The 20,445-nt window shown below is 43.6% G+C and carries 21 protein-coding genes and 1 rRNA gene; 1 reads left to right on the forward strand and 21 read right to left on the reverse strand.

The window, feature by feature from the left end:
* Positions 1-70 (reverse strand): 16S ribosomal RNA (locus ACPW7N_RS24015); the annotation flags it as partial.
* Positions 71-343: 273 nt separating this feature from the next.
* Here ACPW7N_RS24015 and ACPW7N_RS24020 point away from each other — a divergent pair.
* The gene (locus tag ACPW7N_RS24020; RefSeq protein ID WP_425654091.1) at positions 344-1,048 is read left to right on the forward strand and encodes an endonuclease/exonuclease/phosphatase family protein; all 705 of its coding nucleotides are present in this window, start codon (positions 344-346) and stop codon (positions 1,046-1,048) included.
* On the opposite strand, the gene ACPW7N_RS24025 is transcribed toward ACPW7N_RS24020, so the two are convergent.
* From ACPW7N_RS24025 to ybeY, 20 genes are all read right to left on the reverse strand, one after another.
* The gene (locus ACPW7N_RS24025) at positions 1,008-2,489 is read right to left on the reverse strand and encodes an alkaline phosphatase family protein (RefSeq protein WP_425654093.1); all 1,482 of its coding nucleotides are present in this window, start codon (positions 2,487-2,489) and stop codon (positions 1,008-1,010) included. The genes ACPW7N_RS24020 and ACPW7N_RS24025 overlap by 41 nt on opposite strands.
* Positions 2,490-2,632: 143 nt before the next feature.
* On the reverse strand, positions 2,633-3,217 hold the full coding sequence (locus ACPW7N_RS24030) for a TetR/AcrR family transcriptional regulator (RefSeq protein ID WP_425654095.1): 585 nt from the start codon (positions 3,215-3,217) through the stop codon (positions 2,633-2,635).
* 18 nt (positions 3,218-3,235) lie between these two features.
* On the reverse strand, positions 3,236-4,738 hold the full coding sequence (locus ACPW7N_RS24035; protein ID WP_425654098.1) for a S41 family peptidase: 1,503 nt from the start codon (positions 4,736-4,738) through the stop codon (positions 3,236-3,238).
* On the reverse strand, positions 4,735-6,768 hold the full coding sequence (locus tag ACPW7N_RS24040) for an S-layer homology domain-containing protein (protein ID WP_425654100.1): 2,034 nt from the start codon (positions 6,766-6,768) through the stop codon (positions 4,735-4,737). The genes ACPW7N_RS24035 and ACPW7N_RS24040 overlap by 4 nt, the downstream gene beginning before the upstream one ends.
* Entirely contained in the window at positions 6,743-7,240 is a 498-nt protein-coding gene (locus ACPW7N_RS24045; RefSeq protein WP_425654102.1) for a C4-type zinc ribbon domain-containing protein, read from the reverse strand. The genes ACPW7N_RS24040 and ACPW7N_RS24045 overlap by 26 nt, the downstream gene beginning before the upstream one ends.
* A gap of 33 nt (positions 7,241-7,273) precedes the next feature.
* Positions 7,274-8,389 (reverse strand): Nif3-like dinuclear metal center hexameric protein, encoded by a 1,116-nt coding sequence (locus ACPW7N_RS24050; protein ID WP_425654103.1) that lies wholly within the window; start codon positions 8,387-8,389, stop codon positions 7,274-7,276.
* The gene (locus tag ACPW7N_RS24055; protein ID WP_425654105.1) at positions 8,353-9,099 is read right to left on the reverse strand and encodes a tRNA (adenine(22)-N(1))-methyltransferase; all 747 of its coding nucleotides are present in this window, start codon (positions 9,097-9,099) and stop codon (positions 8,353-8,355) included. The genes ACPW7N_RS24050 and ACPW7N_RS24055 overlap by 37 nt, the downstream gene beginning before the upstream one ends.
* Positions 9,100-9,200: 101 nt before the next feature.
* Positions 9,201-10,340 (reverse strand): acyl-CoA dehydrogenase, encoded by a 1,140-nt coding sequence (locus tag ACPW7N_RS24060; protein WP_425654107.1) that lies wholly within the window; start codon positions 10,338-10,340, stop codon positions 9,201-9,203.
* 151 nt (positions 10,341-10,491) lie between these two features.
* Positions 10,492-11,442, reverse strand: coding sequence for a hypothetical protein (locus ACPW7N_RS24065; RefSeq protein WP_425654108.1), 951 nt, complete (start codon positions 11,440-11,442; stop codon positions 10,492-10,494).
* A gap of 98 nt (positions 11,443-11,540) precedes the next feature.
* A complete protein-coding gene (rpoD, locus tag ACPW7N_RS24070; RefSeq protein WP_425654109.1) occupies positions 11,541-12,659 on the reverse strand; it encodes an RNA polymerase sigma factor RpoD in 1,119 nt (372 codons plus the stop codon).
* Positions 12,660-12,695: 36 nt separating this feature from the next.
* Positions 12,696-14,549 carry a DNA primase gene (gene dnaG / locus ACPW7N_RS24075; protein WP_425654110.1) on the reverse strand — a complete coding sequence of 618 codons (1,854 nt, stop codon included), beginning with the start codon at positions 14,547-14,549 and terminating at the stop codon, positions 12,696-12,698.
* A gap of 238 nt (positions 14,550-14,787) precedes the next feature.
* The gene (locus ACPW7N_RS24080; protein ID WP_425654111.1) at positions 14,788-15,624 is read right to left on the reverse strand and encodes a pyruvate, water dikinase regulatory protein; all 837 of its coding nucleotides are present in this window, start codon (positions 15,622-15,624) and stop codon (positions 14,788-14,790) included.
* An 11-nt stretch (positions 15,625-15,635) separates the two neighbouring features.
* Positions 15,636-16,277, reverse strand: a complete 642-nt coding sequence (ccpN, locus tag ACPW7N_RS24085; protein ID WP_425654140.1) for a transcriptional regulator CcpN — start codon at positions 16,275-16,277, stop codon at positions 15,636-15,638.
* Positions 16,278-16,469: 192 nt separating this feature from the next.
* On the reverse strand, positions 16,470-17,222 hold the full coding sequence (gene recO / locus ACPW7N_RS24090) for a DNA repair protein RecO (protein ID WP_425654112.1): 753 nt from the start codon (positions 17,220-17,222) through the stop codon (positions 16,470-16,472).
* Positions 17,213-17,368 (reverse strand): YqzL family protein, encoded by a 156-nt coding sequence (locus ACPW7N_RS24095; RefSeq protein ID WP_425654113.1) that lies wholly within the window; start codon positions 17,366-17,368, stop codon positions 17,213-17,215. Before ACPW7N_RS24095 ends, recO begins: the two co-directional genes overlap by 10 nt.
* Before the next feature lie 119 nt (positions 17,369-17,487).
* Positions 17,488-18,408, reverse strand: a complete 921-nt coding sequence (era, locus tag ACPW7N_RS24100) for a GTPase Era (protein ID WP_425654114.1) — start codon at positions 18,406-18,408, stop codon at positions 17,488-17,490.
* Positions 18,401-18,799, reverse strand: coding sequence for a cytidine deaminase (locus ACPW7N_RS24105; protein ID WP_425654115.1), 399 nt, complete (start codon positions 18,797-18,799; stop codon positions 18,401-18,403). Before ACPW7N_RS24105 ends, era begins: the two co-directional genes overlap by 8 nt.
* A gap of 16 nt (positions 18,800-18,815) precedes the next feature.
* The gene (locus tag ACPW7N_RS24110; protein WP_425654117.1) at positions 18,816-19,496 is read right to left on the reverse strand and encodes a DUF502 domain-containing protein; all 681 of its coding nucleotides are present in this window, start codon (positions 19,494-19,496) and stop codon (positions 18,816-18,818) included.
* Positions 19,497-19,556: 60 nt separating this feature from the next.
* Positions 19,557-19,943 (reverse strand): diacylglycerol kinase family protein, encoded by a 387-nt coding sequence (locus tag ACPW7N_RS24115; protein WP_425654118.1) that lies wholly within the window; start codon positions 19,941-19,943, stop codon positions 19,557-19,559.
* A gap of 10 nt (positions 19,944-19,953) precedes the next feature.
* Positions 19,954-20,436, reverse strand: a complete 483-nt coding sequence (gene ybeY / locus ACPW7N_RS24120; protein WP_425654141.1) for an rRNA maturation RNase YbeY — start codon at positions 20,434-20,436, stop codon at positions 19,954-19,956.
* Between the last annotated feature and the right edge of the window lie 9 nt (positions 20,437-20,445).

Here is a 20,445-nt window from a genome sequence, read left to right on the forward strand (position 1 = left end):
CTCGCTCGACTTGCATGTATTAGGCACGCCGCCAGCGTTCGTCCTGAGCCAGGATCAAACTCTCCAATAAAGTTGAGCTGATTCTAAACTGCAAAACATGTTGCTTGGCTTAAGAATTCTATCTAGTTTTCAAAGAACCATAAACTGAATTTCCACTCCTCAAACCATTCCAACGATTGGATGTTTGTTTGAGGCGACGTTTATTAATATAGCACAGGACTTTTATAAAAGCAACAGTAAAAATTGTGCAATTTGTTCCCTCCACACAGCAACTGAGGGATGGATTTATATCCTATCACGGAGATAAAGTTAAGTTCAATGGAAAGAATAGAGAAAAAGTGAAATGGAAAGGAATCAGTCTGCCATGCTAAGTATCGTTAGTTACAACATCCACAGCGGAAGAGACTTTTTATGGAGAAAGAGAATTGATGAAATGATAGCTACATTGCTTGATCTGAACGCAGATATTATTTGCATTCAGGAAATCCATCAAAATAACAGGTTTGGCCATCAGGTTGATTTTTTCGCCAAATTGTTATCCATGAATTCGCTCTTCTCCCCTTCGATCAAGATAGCAGACGGCGGATATGGAAATGCCATCTTTACCAACCTTCCTATTCATCCCACATCCTTTCACAGACTGCCTTCAAAAAAAGAAGGACGTAGTTTGTTGGATTGTAAAATAAAATTAGGGGATCAAGAAATAACCGTCTGGGTGACCCATTTAAGTCTCGATAAGTTTAGCAGACGAAATGAATTGCTTTACATGTCAGAACAACTTCACACAAGACAAGATGAATCACTCCTGATAGTTGGAGACTTCAATACAACCTCGCCAAATTTACCTGCCCATTTAATCGATTGTGCAAAAGTAAAAGGACAAGAAAAGAAGTCAACACTTCTTCTCCCGCCCTTTCGTTTGGACTACATTTTTGCTACACCAGATTGGCACGTACTGGATTATCAGGTTCTTGATGTTCGCTGGTCAGATCATCTTCCCATTAAAGCTACACTAGAACAACATTGCTCATCACTTCTTGAACAATAAATTTTTTTAGATCTACCAGGCGGGCTGGGGTTGGGAACGATTGATTTGCCCCTACTACAATGAGTGGAACAATGGAGTCCTGTCTATGAAGGGAACCATGACTGCCACCTCCTAAATGGGTAGGCGTAACGTCTGTTTTGAATTCATAATACGGAGCTGCCGTGATAACGACCATCGGAATATCCTGAGAGAACAGACAACCATATAATCGTGAGAGAGCATCTGGATACGTGTTGAACCAGATCTTCCCATCAAGTGCAGTCGAAAGGTCAAGAACCTCCCATTCTCCGTCAATGCTCCAGTTTTGATTATAACAATCCCGATAAGGGCCCTCTTTTGAGAAACGAAGCACCTTTTGCGTCATTCCACTTTTAACTTTGACGGAAGAGCCTTCTTTCCAGGCAATTAAATCGATACGTGAATCACTGGAGAGCAGTTCTACAATTTTAGACTCTAAATTGACGGCCAAAGGATAAATAAAACTCATTCGTTCATTATTGCAAATAATGATCTCATCGCTGTCAGTTACCTCTCCCCCAAGCTTATGGATGTGAATGGGAGAAAGCAGCTCCTCTAACAAAATGTTATGATCCTCTGTTTCACCGATCAGCGTATGACCGTGGTCCGAAACGACAATTATCGTATTCCTCGCAACTGCCTGCTCCCACGAATCAAATAAATTAAGAAAACGTGCGAGCTGCTGGTCCACATCTTCCAAATGTGTTTCTGCTTGCCCCGGATTTTTATGTAGTTTATGGTCGTTGTCAGGCAAATAAACAAAAGTAAAGTCAGGCTGCTTCCCGCTCCGAATAACCTCTGTTAAGACATCAAGCGCATAGACATCATTGATTCCCAATGATTCCAACACCGTCTGCGAGAGACTCCAGTTAGGATGACGAAAGATCGCCGGCTCAATTAACTTACCCAGACTCAAGATCGTAGGCCCTGATACTTTTTCCCGCATTTTAAAATCAGTAAAAAAATCCATCAGAAAAGGCAGTTTTGGCTGGTAATACTGATGTCCTCGATGGGCAATCACATTAATTGAGCCCGAAGTTAATCCTTTCTCTTCAAGCTCTTCATGGATCGTTTTCACTTTCTTGCTTAAGTGATGTTCATTTAATCGAAATAACACATTTTGTGCGCATTCTCCAAGCCCGATCGTTAGTACAGGTGTGGTTCCGTTGAAATAATTAACAATTTTCTTTTGATCTGGATCATACCAGACCAAGCCCGGAACTTTATGTTTATCAGGATATTCACCTGTAATAATCGAACAATCAATCGAAGCAGTCATTGTGGGAAAAACCGTTACGCAATCACGTATATATTGTCCTTTGTCCATCAGAAATCTCAGTGCTGGTGTTTTTCCTTTAGCAACGGAGTTCTCTAATACGTCTGGCATCATCGCATCAATCAGGAACATGATGACCTTTTTCATGTTTATCCCTCCTCCGCTCGATGATCAAGTGTAACAGTTAGTCTTGCCTTCTCCAGTGAACTATACGCTTGGGAATAATGAACACATTTTGCCTACTAGCATAAAAAAAGCCCCCAACCTGATTGGTCAAGGGCCGTAGCCGATCATGTAATTTTATCAACAAACAACTCTACCACATAGCGAAGAATTCGGTCCATCTCTTCACCTGATTGCTCGGACGGGCTCATTACCCATTTCAGGATGGCACCTTCATAAAAAGAAACGAGCAGTTGACTGTGGCTCCATAAATCCAGATCAGATTTTATTTTTCCCGCTTCCTTTGCAAGCAAAAATTGCTGATACAGATAATCGAAACGTTCCTGATGAATTTTGCCCAATATATTTTGCAGCTCTGGATAGAGGAAAATGAGCGACCACATTTCCCGGTGGATTCTGTTCTCCACTAACGCTTTCAAACTGATCTGGATGGCGGTTCGAATTCGTTCAATCGGGTCCTCAATTTGATTGAGGGAGTTGATTGTATTTACTGTGATTTTTTGATGAAAGCTACTTGCCACACGGATTAACAAATCTTCTTTATTTTTGAAATACCAATAGAATGAGCCTTTGCTAACCCCTAGCTTCTCGCAAATTTTGTCTATATGAACCCCAGCTACTCCTTCAAGATTAATGGTATCGGAGGTCTCTGAAATAAACGCATCGATCAATTCGGGTCTAGCTTTTGGCATCCGGTTGACTCCCTTTCATCATTTTGCTTGGTAGTTCAGGATTATTTCATTCGTAACAGATTTCACTTGTACACCTTGCTTGGAATAATTACTGAGTGGTACGTATGTTTCGCCTTGCAAATCTCGCTGTCCCAATAAACTGGCCAGTACTTCCTTTCGAACCTGAATTCCTTGTGGAGTTTTCTTGAATACTTCAGTTGAAGAGAAGAATTCTACACCGTTTACCCAAATGCCTTCTTCCTTGTTTTCACGGATTTCGTATTGTTTCACTCCAAGCGAACGCAATGCTTCGATTATCTGGCTAATCTCATCTTCCACAACAATGTTTGGCAGTAATCCTACATGATTCACTTTGGAATGCTTGGGAGTAAAGTACTCTTGCAGCGTAATCTTGAGCGCATCTCCGGAATCCAACGGGATGATTTGTTGGGCTACCCCTTTACCAAAGGTTTTTGTACCAACCAATTGAGCCACTCCGTTGTCCCGCAATCCTCCAGCCAGCAGTTCCGACGCCGAAGCCGTTTGACCATTCACCAATATCCGTACCGGGAACGAGACAGTTCTTCCATTATGAACCCATGTTTCAATTTCGATACCACTTCTGTCCACGGTGTACATCAACAAGCCGTCTTCTATAAACAGACTGGCAATATCATGTGCAGCAGACAAATAACCACCGCTATTGTCACGAAGGTCTATGATAAGACCTTGTAACGGTTGCTTGCTATTCATCAGCTTGTTCAGCTCATCTTGAAACTGAACTCCGGCCTGTGATCCAAATGTGCTTAGACTGAGATAACCAACTTGACCCTTGAACAGACTGCTTGCCACTTCGGGAAGCGCCAGAACTTCTCGTTTCAGGCGAACTTCAAATGCTTTTTTGGTAGATGGACGGTATACCGCAAATACCGACTCGGTTCCCTCTTCTCCTTTTAATAAACGATAGACATCCTCCAGCGTTTTACCCGCCAGCTTCGTCCCATCAGCAGTAAAGACATAATCTCCAACGGCAAGATCTACCTTCGAAGCTGGAGAATTGGCAATGATTTCTTTCACGACAAAATTCCCTTTGACAATTCGGAATCTGAGCCCAAACCCTACAAACTCATTTTCTACTGCCGATTGAAAGCCATTCAACTGTTCTCTAGAAAAATAGTTGGTGTACGGATCCTCAAGTGTTGAGATCATGCCTGTGATCGCCCAATCATTGAGCTGGTCCCACTCTATTGAAGATTCCGTATGCCACTTTTTCATGCGTAGCTCCAATTCTTCAAGAGTATCATCTTCTGGAGAACTGAATAGCGTGAGATTTTTGGCTTTCGCCGCTTCCGCTGAAATGCCATTCAGTGCCCCTTTCACCAATTGGAATGGTTTGGGACGACTTAGGTGGTTTTCCAACAGGAAGCTATAAATATTTTCTGTTTGAACGAGCGGGTGTTTTTCTTCCGCTTGCGCTACTGGACTTGTAAAAAGCAGAGAGAAGGCAAAAAATCCTGTTATTATTTTTTTCCAGGTCATCATGGCATGTTCACCTTCCCAGCAGTCACTTCTACAGGAATTTTTACAGAATGCTCGAGTGCAGAGTAAGTTTCTGATCCTGTAAAGGCAATAAATTCTTCGTTATAAATCTCTTCATAATTCCATGCACGGGCCAATAACGTATTTGATGCACGGTCAATGTAATATTTCGTAATAAAAATCGGAATGTCTTTAATCGGGTGAAGAGTCAGTTTTTCCGATTCAATTTGTTGTTTCAGCTTTTTACCTGGAATCCATTCTGTTATGACATCGTACGTTCCAGCCGATTGCACATGGTACCTTGCCCCCAGCTTGTTCAGACGTTTGTCAACTGACATCTCCTGAACCCATTCGTGAGCATAGGAAAGTGAGGAATAGGAAGGCGGATTCCACTTCATATTATCAAAATCATACGTATAAAAGCGATTTTCACGATCATTGGAGTACATATCGATTTTATCCAATACGAGTTTGCTCGGTGCTTTGTAAAACCCGGTCGTTCTCGTAATCTGTGATTGATTATCGATTTGATCAACATACTTGAACAAGTATCCGCTTAAATTGGATTCACCAGTCACTTGATATCCAGGCAGCTCATCCTGTTTGGTAATTGCAGCCGACAGACGTTCGGCATATTCCTTTTGACGGTCTAGCAGTGCCACTTCATCTAGCAGGCTTTGAATGAACGTATCGATTGAATCAGTGTCAGTCTGTCCTTGTTTCCCGTATTCAATAACCAGTTGTTTTGCTTCTTCTGTTTTTCCATCTGCTAATAAATAGAAGACAGCATTCAAAAAAGAATCCTTTTGCGAAACATTGGCACGATAGCGTTCAATTGCTTTGTCTACCTTCCCGCTTTTCACGTCCAATGCTGCGAGATAGAGCTGTAACACTTTTGACTCTTCCGGGGTCACTCTGTCGAGGTAAGGACTGATTCTCTTCTCGACTTGTTCAAATATGGCAGGCGTATCCTGTCCGATCTGCAAAGAAAGGTCGTAGATGTTTGCCGAAAGCAGTTGAAGGAGATGAATGGATCTTTCATCAGGATTTTCGTCCAAAAACGCAGAAAGTGCACGAACCGCACTATCCAGATTCTCTTCCAAAGTCACAAACTGATTCCAGCTTTGATAATAGAAAACACCTACTCGATTGGGAAAGCCTTCATTTTGCAGTCTCTTCAATGTTTCGTATGTTCTCTCATCATCTGCCTGATCAATGATTTCATTCACGATCTTGATGTACGTATTTTCCGCTTCTGTCAGATTCGTTCCATCGCCATAATCGGCAAACATCGGGAAAAGTTCTGTAATTTCTGGCACAAATGGAAACTTGCTGTCATCCACATCTAACAATGGCAAAATGGGGCGATCCTGAAGGAAGGCAAACAAACGATTACTGATAACAGCCGCTTCGGCACGCTTCAAATTACCCGCCAGGTCACCTTGTAAAAATCCCCACTTACTCATGAGTTCTTTCAAGCCTGTATTTTCATTGTTTGTTATAAATAATTGCATGATTTTGGCAGCTTCTTCTCTGGAGATCGGTTGGTCAGGATGCAGCTTTCCTGCAGGATAGATTTGCTCAAATGCGTTCGCTCCGTACAATCGGTTGTAGACCTGGAACACATGGAGGATAGAAGGATACATCCACGTCATGCGGTCTACGTCTTTATATGGTAAATAGGCTTCCGAAAGAACCTCCTCATGGCCAAATTCATCTTTTTTGGCCATCAAGGTCAATGGATAAAAATCCATCTCGGTTTCCTGAAACAGTCGATCGATCAGCACCAGGAATTCAGCTCTAGTAATCATCCGCTCCGGCTGAAATTGCTTGGTTTTCCCGATACCAGACATCAGTTGGTTATCGTAGCTGTCAAGGATGGCATCCTTGGCCCAATGATTCGCTATATCTGTAAAAGGTACATCATCAGTTTCTTCTGCACGGACATGTGTTGGAAAGATTACAGTACTCGATAAAAGAACCGCAAGCACTGTCTGCACTGCTTTTTTAGACGAGAATCCGCCCACATTCATCACAATAAACCAACCCTTTCGCCCGTCGCCATTCATCCACTTTTGCTAAAGATAATGGGTAATAACAGCCTGTACAAATTTTTCTCTTTACTTCCACTATCGGATTCTTTTTATTTTCCGCTAAACGGTAATATTCGGAAAAAAGAGCTTCGTCGACTTCTGATTCCAAACGCATCAGCTCAAAGCTCTTTTCAGATATGGAATTGTCCAGTGAGGCAAGCTTTGGCAAACAGTCGCTTTCAAATTGCTCAAAATCTTTGTTTGCCATCCATAACTCCTGTTCGGCAAGCAGTTTCTGAATTTGCTCTTCCGGATTATCCGTAATCGGAAGAGCTTCAATCCGCTGCCGTAACTCTTGTATGGAAGTAAGACGTTTCTTACGTTCCTTGTCAAGATTATCTCGCTCGTTTTTTGCCTGTTGGATCGATTCTTTGGTTTGATGCCATTCCAAAAGATTTCTCACAGATAACACAAGGTTCATCCTTTCTTTCGTCTCGTTATCCAATTATAAGAATTGGAATGGATCAGTATGCACCTTGGAAGCCAGCACTTCTGTCTGTGAACCCGTTTCAGTCAGACGCTTGGTCAAGTATTCTGCCAGTTTCGTCTTCATGATTTTCTCGATGTTGTGGCCTGCATCAATAATCGAGATGCCGTCTGCCTGTGCGTCATGGGCAATATGGTATCCGATGTCACCAGTGATCATCACATCTACTCCTCGGAAAATTGCTTTACCCACATAAGAACTGCCGTCTCCACCCACAACAGCTACTTTTTTGATCGGTTCATCCAAATTTCCAACGACCCGTAGCCCGGATAAACCAAATGTTGCCTTGACATGTGCTGCCAATTCTCGGAGGGTCATCGGAGCAGATAACTTACCGATTCTGCCAATTCCGTATTTCTTTCCTGGTAAATCCAAGGGATAGATATCATAAGCAACTTCTTCGTACGGATGGACTTTTTTCATGGCAGAGATTACGATATTTTGTTTTGAAGCTGGAAGAACCGTCTCCAATCTGACTTCTTCTACTCGTTCCAGATTGCCAACCTCGCCAAGAAACGGATTGCAACCTTCTCGAGCCATGAAAGTCCCTTCACCAGTTTTTTTGTATGTACAGTGACTGTAATTACCTATCCAACCAGCACCAGCTTGGCAAATTGCTTGCAAAACAGCATCAGTATGAGTCGTGGGAACATAAACAACCAACTTCTTGAGTGGATCTTGAACATGATCATCAAGCATCTCGATCTTTTGAAGCCCAAGCGCTTCTGCCAGCCAGTCATTCAGTCCATTCTCGGCGGTATCTAGGTTTGTGTGAGCTGTATAGACGGCTATGTCATGCTTGATTAATTTCTCAAATACTTTTCCCGCAGGCAAATCGGTACGTAAGTGCTTGAGCGGACGGTAAATAATAGCGTGATGGGCAACAATCAGGTCTACACCTTCTGCAATTGCTTCATCTACCACCTCATCAAGCACATCCAATGCAACCATCACTTTTTTGATCGGTTTCTGGAGTGAACCTACGTGCAGACCAATCTTGTCACCTTCCAAGGCCAAATGCTTGGGGGCCAATTGTTCTACGAATTGGATAACGGTTTGTCCGTTTGTATACATGAAATCACCTCTTCTAACCATGTTATCTCCTGCTGTACCTCAAGGAGACGGCTCTTCGTCTCTTCCCGCTCTGATTGAGACATTTGAGCATATATTTTTAGCCACTTTTCTTTCTCGTGCTCTAATTTTTTTAGTAGTATAGGAGATTTTTGCTGCCAAAGGAATGGACCAAGCCGCAGCAATTCATCTTTACTTCGATCACTGCCAAGGTACGGAGCATCTGGCTCTCCAACCTCTGCAACGAGAATCTCATAAATGATCCCGTCTTCTTCGATGATTCGTTCCTCGATCAATTGCCAGCCATGATTCAGAAACCAGCGGCGCACCGTGTCTTCACCAACATTGGGTTGCAGAACCAGGCGGCTTACTCCTTGCAGTTTCTCTTTTCCCGCATCCAGGATGGAAGTAATCAACTGACCGCCCATTCCTGCGATACAGATGACGTCCACTTCATTTTGCTGTAGCACCGCCAATCCATCGCCTCTGCGAACAGAAACCCTATCTTCGGCGCCAATCGAGGCGATCTGGTGTTTGGCGGCCAGAAAAGGACCTTCATTCAGTTCCCCTGCGATGACGTGAGAAGCGATTTTATTTAGTGTCAGATAGGAGGCCAGCAAAGCGTGATCAGAGCCAATATCGGCCACTCTCGTCCCATGTGGACAAAACTCTGCGATTGTTTGCAGTCTGTTTGAAATTGTAATAAATGACATGTTTTCACCTTCCGTACCCTCTATTTTATCCTATTTACCAATAAAAGCCCAGAAAACGGTCGTGACCGTTTTCTGGGCTGCAAGAGAGTATCACAAGTTTGTTAACAACCGATTTCTCGTGCGATAACCGTGCGCAAGATTTCTGATGTGCCTTCACCAATCTCCAAAAGACGGGCATCACGGAAGAAGCGCTCAACCTGGTATTCTCGCATATAGCCGTATCCTCCATGGATTTGAATCGCCTGATGGGTGGCTGCCATCGCAATTTCTGATGCATACAGCTTCGCCATTGCTGCTTCTTTGGTAAATTTACGTCCATTATCTTTTAACCATGCCGCTTTATGCACCATGTTGCGGGCAAGCTCGATTTGCATGGCCATATCAGCCAATTTGAATTGTATTGCCTGGAATTTGGAAATGGAGCTGCCAAACGCTTGTCGTTCGTTCGCATATTGCAGGGCTTTTTCATAAGCAGCCTGTGCAATCCCTACCGCCATCGCTCCGATTCCAATTCTTCCGCCATCCAGAGTGATGAGGAATTGTTTGAACCCTTCTCCCTCTTTGCCAAGAATATCCTCATGAGGAACCTCGACCTGATCGATCACCAACTCAGTCGTGTTAGAACTGTGCAAACCGAGCTTCTCGTAGTTGTCAATCACTTTAAACCCGGATGCGTCAGTTGGTACGATGAAGGCAGTAATTCCCTTTGAGCCTTTTTCTTTATCCGTCACCGCTGTCAAGGCAAGGAACTTGGCATGCGATGCATTGGTAATGAAGCATTTCGAGCCGTTAATCAGCCAACTATCTCCCTCTCGTACTGCTGTTGTACGAGTTCCGCCTGCATCTGATCCCGCATTCGGCTCCGTTAAACCGAATGCACCCATGCTCTCACCAGAACAGACTTGGCTCAAATATTTCTGTTTCTGCTCTTCGGTCCCGAATAAGGACAACGGCGCTCCGCCAAGTGAAATATGCGCAGAATAAGTAATACCAGTTGACGCGCAGGCACGACTCAATTCTTCAACAACAAGAGCAAAACTGATATAGTCAGCTCCACCACCACCATACTCTTCAGAAAACGGCAAGCCCATCAGGTTTAGTTCACTCATCTGCTTAAAGATATCCACAGGGAATTGTTTCGATTTATCTCGTTCGTCTGCTCCTGGAGCAACTACTTCATTGGCAAATTCCCGAATCATTTTTTGGATCATGCGTTGTTCTTGTGACAGATCAAAATTCATTATTCAGCCCCCCAAGATTGATTAAAAACGCTTTCATTATTCCGACTGAGCGTTTGCTCAGAATTGGTTATATTTCTATTATACATGAAATTGCGATTTTTCGGATTATTTTTTTCGTTTCGATACACAAATAAAAAAAGCTTCCCTCCTGTTAGAGGCGAAGCCATTGAAACCAGTATGATCGAGTCAAAAATACAAAAGCCGAGTTCAAGAAGACCTTGATAAAAAGAAGCAGTTGAATGACGTCTTTCTTTGCACCTGCTACATATAGCGAAGAAATCTCGGAGCCGTACAGGTAAACGATTCCGCAGATAGCCAGTACACTTGCCAATTGCCGATTCCGTTCATGAAAGAGAAACCCAAGCCCTATCATCAGGATGGCGAGAGGAACCCAGTACAATTCTGCCAGCCACCAGGAGTAATCAGCCTCCAGACGATTTACAGTAATGAATCCATACAATAGGCCAAATCCTAAAATTCCACAATACAGAAGATAAGAAAAACCAAAAATAAATCCGTTAATACACCATAACAGACAAATTAATGCCATAAAAACCAGTACCGTACTTGTTGGAAACCCGAAATCCTTGATGAAATACATTCCGGCAAATATTAGCAATAGGAATGATATCGACAAAGAGATGTGTGTAAATATAGGTGTCCGCTTCTTGAAAACGAACGCCAATATGTAAGTTATCAGGATAAAAATGGAAGAAATGGCAATTTGCATTAGCGTACTAAAACCGTTAAAATGAAAAGCAAGTAAGATCACCGAAGCGATACCAACAGCTCCGATGAGCCAGTACCATACCATTTTCCATGATACTGATACTGATTGTCCCATAGATTCGCCGCCATGTGAGATGTGGTGCCTTGGTGCACTTTCTTCTTTTACAAAAGTATTTGAAGTTGAGCCGGATGATGACGAACCAAAAAATCCTTTTGATTCTCGAGAGCCTCCTGCTGATTTGCTTACTGACTTGGCCTGCTCACCTTCCGTATAGAGATTCAACAAAAATATGCAGTAATGTTCAGGAAGTAAATTGTTTTTTCTCCAATTTTCTATTTCGCTTACTATGATCTTTCTTTTCAGATCGTCCAACGATTACCCTCCTAACAAAGCAAACAACCGATTGAAAAAGAAAAGCCTACGCAGCAAAGAAAGCGAAACGTAGGCGAACCTTCCTATTTTATTATCGGTTATTCGAGGAAATCTTTTAAGCGTTTACTTCGACTTGGATGACGAAGTTTACGAAGGGCTTTGGCTTCGATCTGACGAATACGCTCACGAGTAACACCGAAAACTTTGCCAACTTCTTCGAGAGTGCGAGTGCGACCATCGTCCAAACCGAATCGTAGACGCAAAACATTTTCTTCCCGATCTGTTAATGTATCCAGAACATCTTCCAATTGTTCTTTCAAAAGCTCATAGGCAGCGGCATCGGAAGGAGCAAGAGCATCCTGATCTTCGATAAAGTCACCCAGATGGGAATCGTCTTCTTCCCCAATCGGTGTTTCTAATGATACAGGCTCTTGCGCAATTTTCATGATCTCGCGAACCTTTTCAGGAGTAAGATCCATTTTTTCAGCAATTTCCTCAGGAGCTGGCTCACGTCCTAACTCTTGAAGCAACTGACGAGAAACACGAATCAATTTATTAATTGTCTCAACCATGTGTACAGGAATACGGATCGTTCTTGCCTGGTCCGCAATGGCACGAGTGATTGCCTGACGAATCCACCAGGTTGCGTAGGTACTAAATTTAAAACCTTTACGGTAATCGAATTTCTCGACGGCTTTAATTAATCCCATGTTACCTTCCTGAATGAGATCAAGGAAAAGCATCCCTCTGCCTACATAACGCTTAGCGATACTGACAACCAAGCGGAGGTTCGCTTCAGCAAGTCGGCGTTTTGCTTCTTCATCGCCCTGCTCAATGCGATTCGCCAGTTTAATCTCTTCTTCGGCGGAGAGTAATGGAACTCGACCAATTTCTTTGAGGTACATACGAACAGGGTCATTAATTTTAATCCCTGGCGGAACGGAGAGATCTTCGAAATCGAATTCCTCATTGTCCTCATCTTTCATCATCATTTCGTCGACGTCATCCTCATTCTCATTGTTGACCTCAACGCCTTGATCCCCGAGAAACTCGAAGAATTCATCAATCTGGTCTGAATCTTGATCAAATCCAGAGAGTCGCTCCATAATTTCTTTGTAAGTGAGAACCCCTCTTTTTTTGCCAAGCTCAACAAGATTTTCTTTCACCTGTTCAATGGATGAGGCTTCCATGTCTGGTGTGATATTTTGTTTGTTCATCTACTTTCCCTCCTTCCCCGGGAATGTGTATTTGTGCTACCCTTCCTTTAAAGCATTTTCTAAATCACGAATCTTAATCCCTACGGTGGCGGCTTTAATGGCAAGCTGCATACTTGCTTCATCATCCTCAGCTTGCGTTCGAAGCAAGTCAATCCTTTTTTGTTCCTCACGTAGTTGTTCCAATTCTAAACGCTTAGGGTAGTTATTCACCTGTTTGATGTAGTCACTGACCGCTTTTTCAGATACGTTCTCATCGTACTCCATCATGGCTAATCCCGAGGCTAATTGCTTGCACTTTTCGTCTTCCACATAATGAATAAATTGTCCTGGGTCTTCTGGATACCCTTCCGCATAATAGGCGAACAAATATGCAGCTAATGCACTATGTTCATCTACTTGAAATTCTGATAAGCATTCTTTTTGGACCCGATCTGCAATATCCTTGTCTCGCATCATGTAATACAAAAGTTTCTGCTCTGCGCTGAGATGGGCAGGCACTTTGGTTTTGGTGACCGTAAATTTGCCATTATTTATACTATTATTCCAAGCGGGAGCAACTTTATCCCTTGAAGCGTGGAATTTTTGTTGCCGTAACACTTTTCCAGACTCAAGCTTAATGGCCTCAAGCGATAACGAAAACTCTTCAGCTAATTGACGTTCATATAAATCACGTTCGACCGCACTTTGTAACTGTGTAACAATCTGCAATGCTTCCTGAATAAAACGGGCTTGATCCGCCTCATCCTGTATTACGTGCTTGGCTCGCAAATGTTTCAAACGAAAAGCTGTTATCGGCATGGCTTGAAGCAAAACTTGCTGTGAAAATGACTCGGCTCCATGCTTTCGAATGTAATCATCTGGGTCAATACCTTGTGGCAGCGGTGCTACCCGAACGGTAGATCCTTGCTGCTGCAATATCTCAATCGCTTTATCGGTAGCTTCTTGTCCTGCCGTATCCCCGTCATAACAGAGGATGAGCTGTTCAGCATTGCGACTGATAATTCTCGCTTGGTGCTCTGTCATGGAGGTACCTAAGGTGGCAACACCGTTTCCAAAACCAGCCTGCCAAGCAGAAATCACATCAAGGTATCCTTCGTAAAGAATGATTTGATTCCGCTTCTTGGCAATAGAGCGGGCACGATGAATGTTGTAAACAAGTTTTCCCTTTTGAAAAAGCGGCGTCTCCGGGCTGTTCAGATACTTCGGTTGACCGTTCCCCAGTGCTCGGCCACCAAAACCGACCACTTCCCCTTGTGAATCATGAATGGGGAACATCACTCGTCCTCGATACCGATCATAAAATCGTTCTTTCTGCTCATTGACAGAAATAAGCCCTGCTTCCACCATCATGGGAAGCTGAAACCCGCGCTTTTGCAAAAACTGAGTCGTAAAGTCCCAAGAATCTGGTGCAAATCCGATCTGAAATTCCTGAATCGTTTGATCCGTAATACCTCTGCCCTTCAAATACCGCAGCGCTTCATTCCCATAGGGAGTAGACGTCAGGACGTGATGGTATAGTTTCGCCACGAGGCGGTGTGCTTCATACATTTGAACCTTGGAAGCATTCTTCAATCCATCGTCCTTTTTGGCAGATGAGGGCATTTCAATTCCGGATCGTTCTGCGATTCGTTGCAAAGCCTCGGGAAAAGTGAGCTGTTCTATTTGCATGTAGAAGCTGAACACGTCTCCTCCAGCTTTACAACTGAAGCAATGATAAAATTGACGTTCGGGGTTTACGTGAAAGGAAGGTGTCTTTTCCGAATGAAACGGGCAAAGACCTACTAAGCTTCGCCCGCTTTTTTTGAGTTGAACATATTCCCCAATCACATCAACCAGGTCAACCGATGTACGTACACGATTAACAAATTCAGCCGAAGTGGAATGTGTCATGTCGTTCCACCTTTTTCCCTATAATGCTTAGAAGCCGCAATAACAGCACCTTCTTCAAGCAAAAAACAACGGAGTATATCATTTCGTCAAATTTCGGCAAATTCCTTCTAGGATCAGATCCTTTTTCTAATTTACCACATTCAACTGACTGTTAAACTTCGATACTCCATTTGTTGTCTTTGTATTTAGCTTTGTTCAAAAGAATGTTCGACAACACACCTGAATATCCTTTTTTTCTCTACTTTCTAACATTTTTAATTTGGTTTTGTCGAATAATCTCAAGAATAATATTGGCTGTTTCCTCAACCGCTTTGTTGGACACGTCAATGACCGGGCACCCGATCCGATCAATGATCTTTTTGCAGTAATCCAGTTCCACCTTTATCCGGTCAATCGCAGCGTAGTTTGCCTGTGAGGTAAGACCTAGTGCCTTTAAACGCTCGGTACGGATCCCATTTAACTGCTCCGGGTTAATGATCAAACCAATACAACGCTCAGGTGGGAGTTGGAATAGTTCTTCCGGCGGCTCAATTTCAGGAACAATGGGGACATTCGCTACTTTCAATCGCTTGTTGGCCAGATACATGGACAACGGCGTTTTCGATGTGCGCGATACGCCAATCAGCACCACATCTGCACGCAACAGTCCTCTTGGATCGCGACCGTCATCGTATTTGACTGCAAATTCAATGGCATCTACCTTGCGGAAATACTCTTCGTCCAGCTTTCGTACTAGACCTGGTTTTCCTGTAGGTGCCTTTTTTAGCGAATGCTCAAAGGAACTGAGCAATGGTCCCATGATGTCCACAATTGGCACTTGTGCCTCCGCAGCCTTTTGCAAAATATAGGACTTCAGTTCCGGTACTACTAAAGTAAAGACAATCATCGCATTGGATTCTTTCGCCGATGCGATAATTTCATCAACTGATTCCTTTTCTTCAATATACGGGTATTTCTGCACGTGGATAAGGTCAGGGTCAAACTGGCTTGCCACGGCACGTACTACCAGCTCTGCTGTTTCTCCGATTGAGTCAGAGACAACGTAGACTAGATGTCCTTCCTGATTTGATTGCATCCGTTCCCCTCCTATACAACAGGCTCTTGACCTAACTCAACAAACGCTTTGGCAATTGTCGTTTTGGTCACCCTTCCAAGTAGTTCGTAGCTTCTGGTGTCATTTTGGACTGGTCGTACTACTGGCATCGAGTCAATCTGAAAATCAATAAGTTTCTTTGCCGCCTCAAATAAACTCTCTTCCGGAGCGCATGTTACAATGTTGGGCATTCTCGTCATGATTATACTTGTCGGGATGTCTTCCAACGACTTGTTCCCTAATGAAGCACGGAGCAAATCTTTGCGTGAGACGACTCCGGCCAGATACCCTTTTTGGTTCACTACATACAAGGTTCCCACGTCTTCAAGGAAAAGTGTACAGATGGCATCATAAACAGAAGCAGATTCCTGCACGACGATCGGAACTGCTTTATACTCATTTACCATCAGTTTATGTAACTGCTCACTCATGACGGAATTTGCCGGTCTCCCGGCATAGAAATACCCAACACGTGGCCTTGCGTCAAGGTATCCTGACATCGTTAGGATAGACAGATCCGGTCGCAGGGTAGCACGAGTCAAATGCAGTTTTTCGGCAATCTGTTCGCCAGTTATCGGGCCTTCATCCTTCACGATTTGCAATATTTGTTCTTGTCTTTTGGTTAGTTCGATGATGGATCACCACCGGTTCCTTAGCTTTACTATCCAATAGTATTACTCTATTCATTGTCGTTTTCCTGCAAACCAAACGAAAAAGGTATATTTCAAGTAAATATTTTGTAATATTCACAGGTATTTTGGTAGATAAATAACACTTATGGAAAATTAAGGAAATAACAAAACAACTAAACTCCGAGTGAACGGAGTTTAGGGTTGAAGCTTTTCCACTTGATCTAAAAAGTTCTTGGATTTCAATCGCAAATCTAAATGTTCATCCATATAGCGACGCATGACAAATCGCAATTGGTTGCGAGTACTCTCCTTCACTTCGATCTCTCCCAACCGCTCCAGATCAAACAGTTGAAAAAGCCGCAGCAGCTTCCAGACGGCTGGTGCAATTGAGATTGCATGTGGATCTTGATGAACACAAACAGGACACAGCAATCCCCCCTGTGTCACACTGAAAGAATACGGTTCTCTTTCTTCACCACAACTGGAACAATCGTGAAGGTGCGGTCTGATTCCTGCAATGATCAGCATTTTGCTTTCAAAAATTCTGCACAAGATTTCCGCATCTTTGCCCTCATCCAGATATTGAAAGCTCAATTGCAATAGCTGAAACAGAAATGGATTGGACTCACGCTCATTCGTCAAACGATCCAACAATTCGGACATGTAGGCTGCATAGGCTGTCTTGAACAAATCCTGACGCAAATCCGGGAAGGAATTGATGATGTCACCTTGTGATAGATCAGGCATACCAGTTCCCGGACCTTTTTTGCACAGGAAATAACCATAGGTAAGCAATTGAGACACGGCAGCCAGGCGGCTCTTCGGCTTTTTGGCACCCCGAGCCATAATCCCTAACTTGCCGTGTTCTCTGGTAAAAACCGTAAGTACCTTGCTCGATTCTCCGTAGTCAACACTACGGATAATAATTCCTTCCCACTTTACAAGCATGCAGTTGAATCACCCGTATTACATGGCGCAGATTCCTCGGATTCATCAGAAAGATCCCCTATCGATGCTGGATGCTCCCGAAAAAGAAGATAGGCATGAATGTCTCCCGTTGAAGCGAAATAACTCCATGAAAAGTCGCGAAGCATGAACGCATCATCCTTTCCCTATCGGATTTATCCACTTCCACGTTACTTAGAATCTGCCCAAGTCGATTGTTCTATCCCTTGGAAAAAATGACACTTATATTTTTGGAGCCCACCGAGCTTTATTCCTCGTCGTAGAAACCGAAATTGCGCAGCATGCGCTCCTGATTACGCCAGTCTTTCTTCACTTTTACCCATACCTCAAGAAATGTCTTGTTCCCAAGAAGTCGTTCGATATCCATACGAGCACGCTTGCCAATTTCCTTCAGCATCTCGCCTTTTTTTCCGATCAGAATTCCTTTTTGCGAATCTCGCTCGACATAGATCGCCGCATAAACATAGAGGGTCTGTCCGTCATCACGACGTTTCAACTCTTCGACAGTGACAGCAATCGAGTGCGGAATTTCTTCACGTGTTAAATGCAGCACCTTTTCACGGATTAATTCAGCAATAATAAATCGCTCTGGATTGTCGGTTACTTGATCTGCCGGATAGTACATCGGTCCTTCTTCCATTTCTGCATAAACTGCATCGAGAAGTGACCCCGTATTGTTGCCCTCTTTCGCTGAAATCGGCACGATCTGTCTGAAGTCATACTCTTTTCGGTAATCGTCAATAATAGGCAGGAGCTGCTCTGGATGCACCTGATCAATTTTATTGATAACCAGAAAAACTGGTGTTTTGACTTGCTTCAAACGTTCGATGATATAATCATCTCCCGCTCCCCGCTTTTCGGTTACATCGACCACAAACAGAATCAGGTCCACTTCGTTCAATGTGTTTTCTGCTACTTCTACCATGTAATTGCCCAGTTTTGATTTGGGCTTATGAATGCCTGGCGTATCCAAAAAGATGACTTGACCACGCTCTGTTGTATGTACAGCTCGAATTTTATTTCTCGTTGTCTGCGGCTTATTGGACATAATGGCAATTTTTTGACCGACAATATGGTTGAGCAAAGTTGATTTCCCTACATTTGGTCTTCCGACGATAGCAACAAAGCCGGATTTGAAAGGGGCCTTGGTTTTGTTTCGATTATCCACGTAAATCCTCCTTGGTGAATGCACCTGGCAGAAGTTCCCCTACTGTCGTTTCGGTCACTTTTCCGTTCAGGTTAGACAAATATACTTTCATATCTGGCGGGCACAGCTCCACCATGACTTGACGGCATGATCCGCATGGCGGTACCGGTTGTTCTGTATCTGCTACGACCGCAATCGCTTGGTATTTCGTATCTCCATCCGAGTAAGCTTTGAACAATGCCGTGCGTTCTGCACAGTTGCACACAGGGTATGCCGCATTTTCGATGTTGCAACCCAGATATACTTTGCCTGATTCACTTAATAAAGCCGCACCTACTGCGAACTTGGAGTACGGCACGTAGGCACGTTTTCTTGCTTCCAATGCACTCTGAATCAATTCATGTGAATTCATCACAGGTTCACCTCTTCTATACTCTCTCGGAATGATCCGTGAGTTGTTCTATTTTAGTTGTAGGCGGAACGACACCACCCGAGATGACGAACTTCAATCCGTCTTCAATAGGTAGGTCAAGATATTGTACTTCCTCTCGGGGGACAAGAGCAAGCCATCCATTGGTTGGATTTGGTGATTTCGGTAAAAAAACATTAACATAGTCCCTTCCTTCCATCGTCTGAATAGTCCCCTGCGATTCTCCAGTGATAAACCCGACCGTATAAATTCCCTTGCGAGGATACTCCACAAGTACGACCTGTTTGAAGGTGGTCTGTTCATGAACAAAGGCGTGTGTCACTTGTTGTACCGTATTGTATACACCTCTGGCGACCGGAATGAAGCCAAAAAAACGCTCAATCCCCCGGAACACATGGCGTCCAACCACAGTTTTCGCCAGTCCACCGATTAACAACAATATGAATACGACAAGTAAAAGGCCGATTAGAGGAACTCGACCTGTAAAAGGAATCCCCAAAAATACAATTGCTTCTCCCTGGTGCTTTGCTATACCAGTTGCCAGCAATAGCTCGGTAAACCAGTAACCGACGAAACGATCAGCTAGTCCGAAAATTAGTTGGATCAAGTAAACTGTAACCAACAGAGGCAGTATTACGAGAAAGCCGACGAGCAACGCTTGACGAAGTTGTTTGATCATGGTGACTAGCCGACTCCTTTTCATTAGTGGTTCATTCCTGAATCCTTTTAAGAGCATCTTCTAGTAGGATTGTGTCAGTAGTTTTATTTTCTCCCATAACGGCGGTACAAACACATACGTCCCGATGATCACTGCAATGATCACGGAGAAAAGCACCGCCCCTGCTGCTGCATCCTTAGCAATTTTAGCCTGAGGATGCCACTCTTTGGTAACCAGATCGACTACTGCCTCGATCGCCGTATTCACCAGTTCGAGCGACATCACAAGAGCAATACAAAAAAAGACCAACAAAACATCTCCACGAGGGACGTTGAGCCACCATAACAAGATGAGCACAAGAATCGTCACCATTCCGTGGATTCGCATGTTTCGCTGTGTCTTAAAGGTATGGATAATACCGCTCCAGGCATACGGAAAGCTGCGGAGGAATTTGTTCCACTCTTTCAAGGGAAATCTCCTATCTCGTCAATCCAATTTTGGCCAAAACTTCTTCCTGTCGACCGAACATTTCTTGCTCTTCTTCTGTTGTACCGTGGTCATATCCCAAAAGATGCAGGAAACCGTGAACGGTCAAAAAACCTAACTCACGTTCAAAGGAATGTCCATAATCCTCTGCTTGTACTTTGGTTCGAGGGATGGAGATGACGATATCGCCTAACATGGACGGAAACTCGTCAATCTCTTCTTCATCCACAAAAATCTCCATTTCGCCTTCCCCAGTCTCATTCATGGCGAATGAAAGGACGTCGGTCGGGCGGTCTACTCCACGATAATCACGGTTCAATTCATGAATGCGCTCATCGTCCACCAAGGTAATGACAACTTCCCCGGTCGCTTCTTCCAACTCAGCAGCCGCTTGAACACACTTGCGGATGAGCTCTTCTTGTTCTTCTGTAATTGGTTCTGACTGTTCATTCAATATTTCGATCGTAAGCACGATTGTCCCTCA

Origin of the sequence: Brevibacillus nigriterrae (genome assembly GCF_049846925.1) — a bacterium.
Classification (GTDB): domain Bacteria; phylum Bacillota; class Bacilli; order Brevibacillales; family Brevibacillaceae; genus Brevibacillus_H.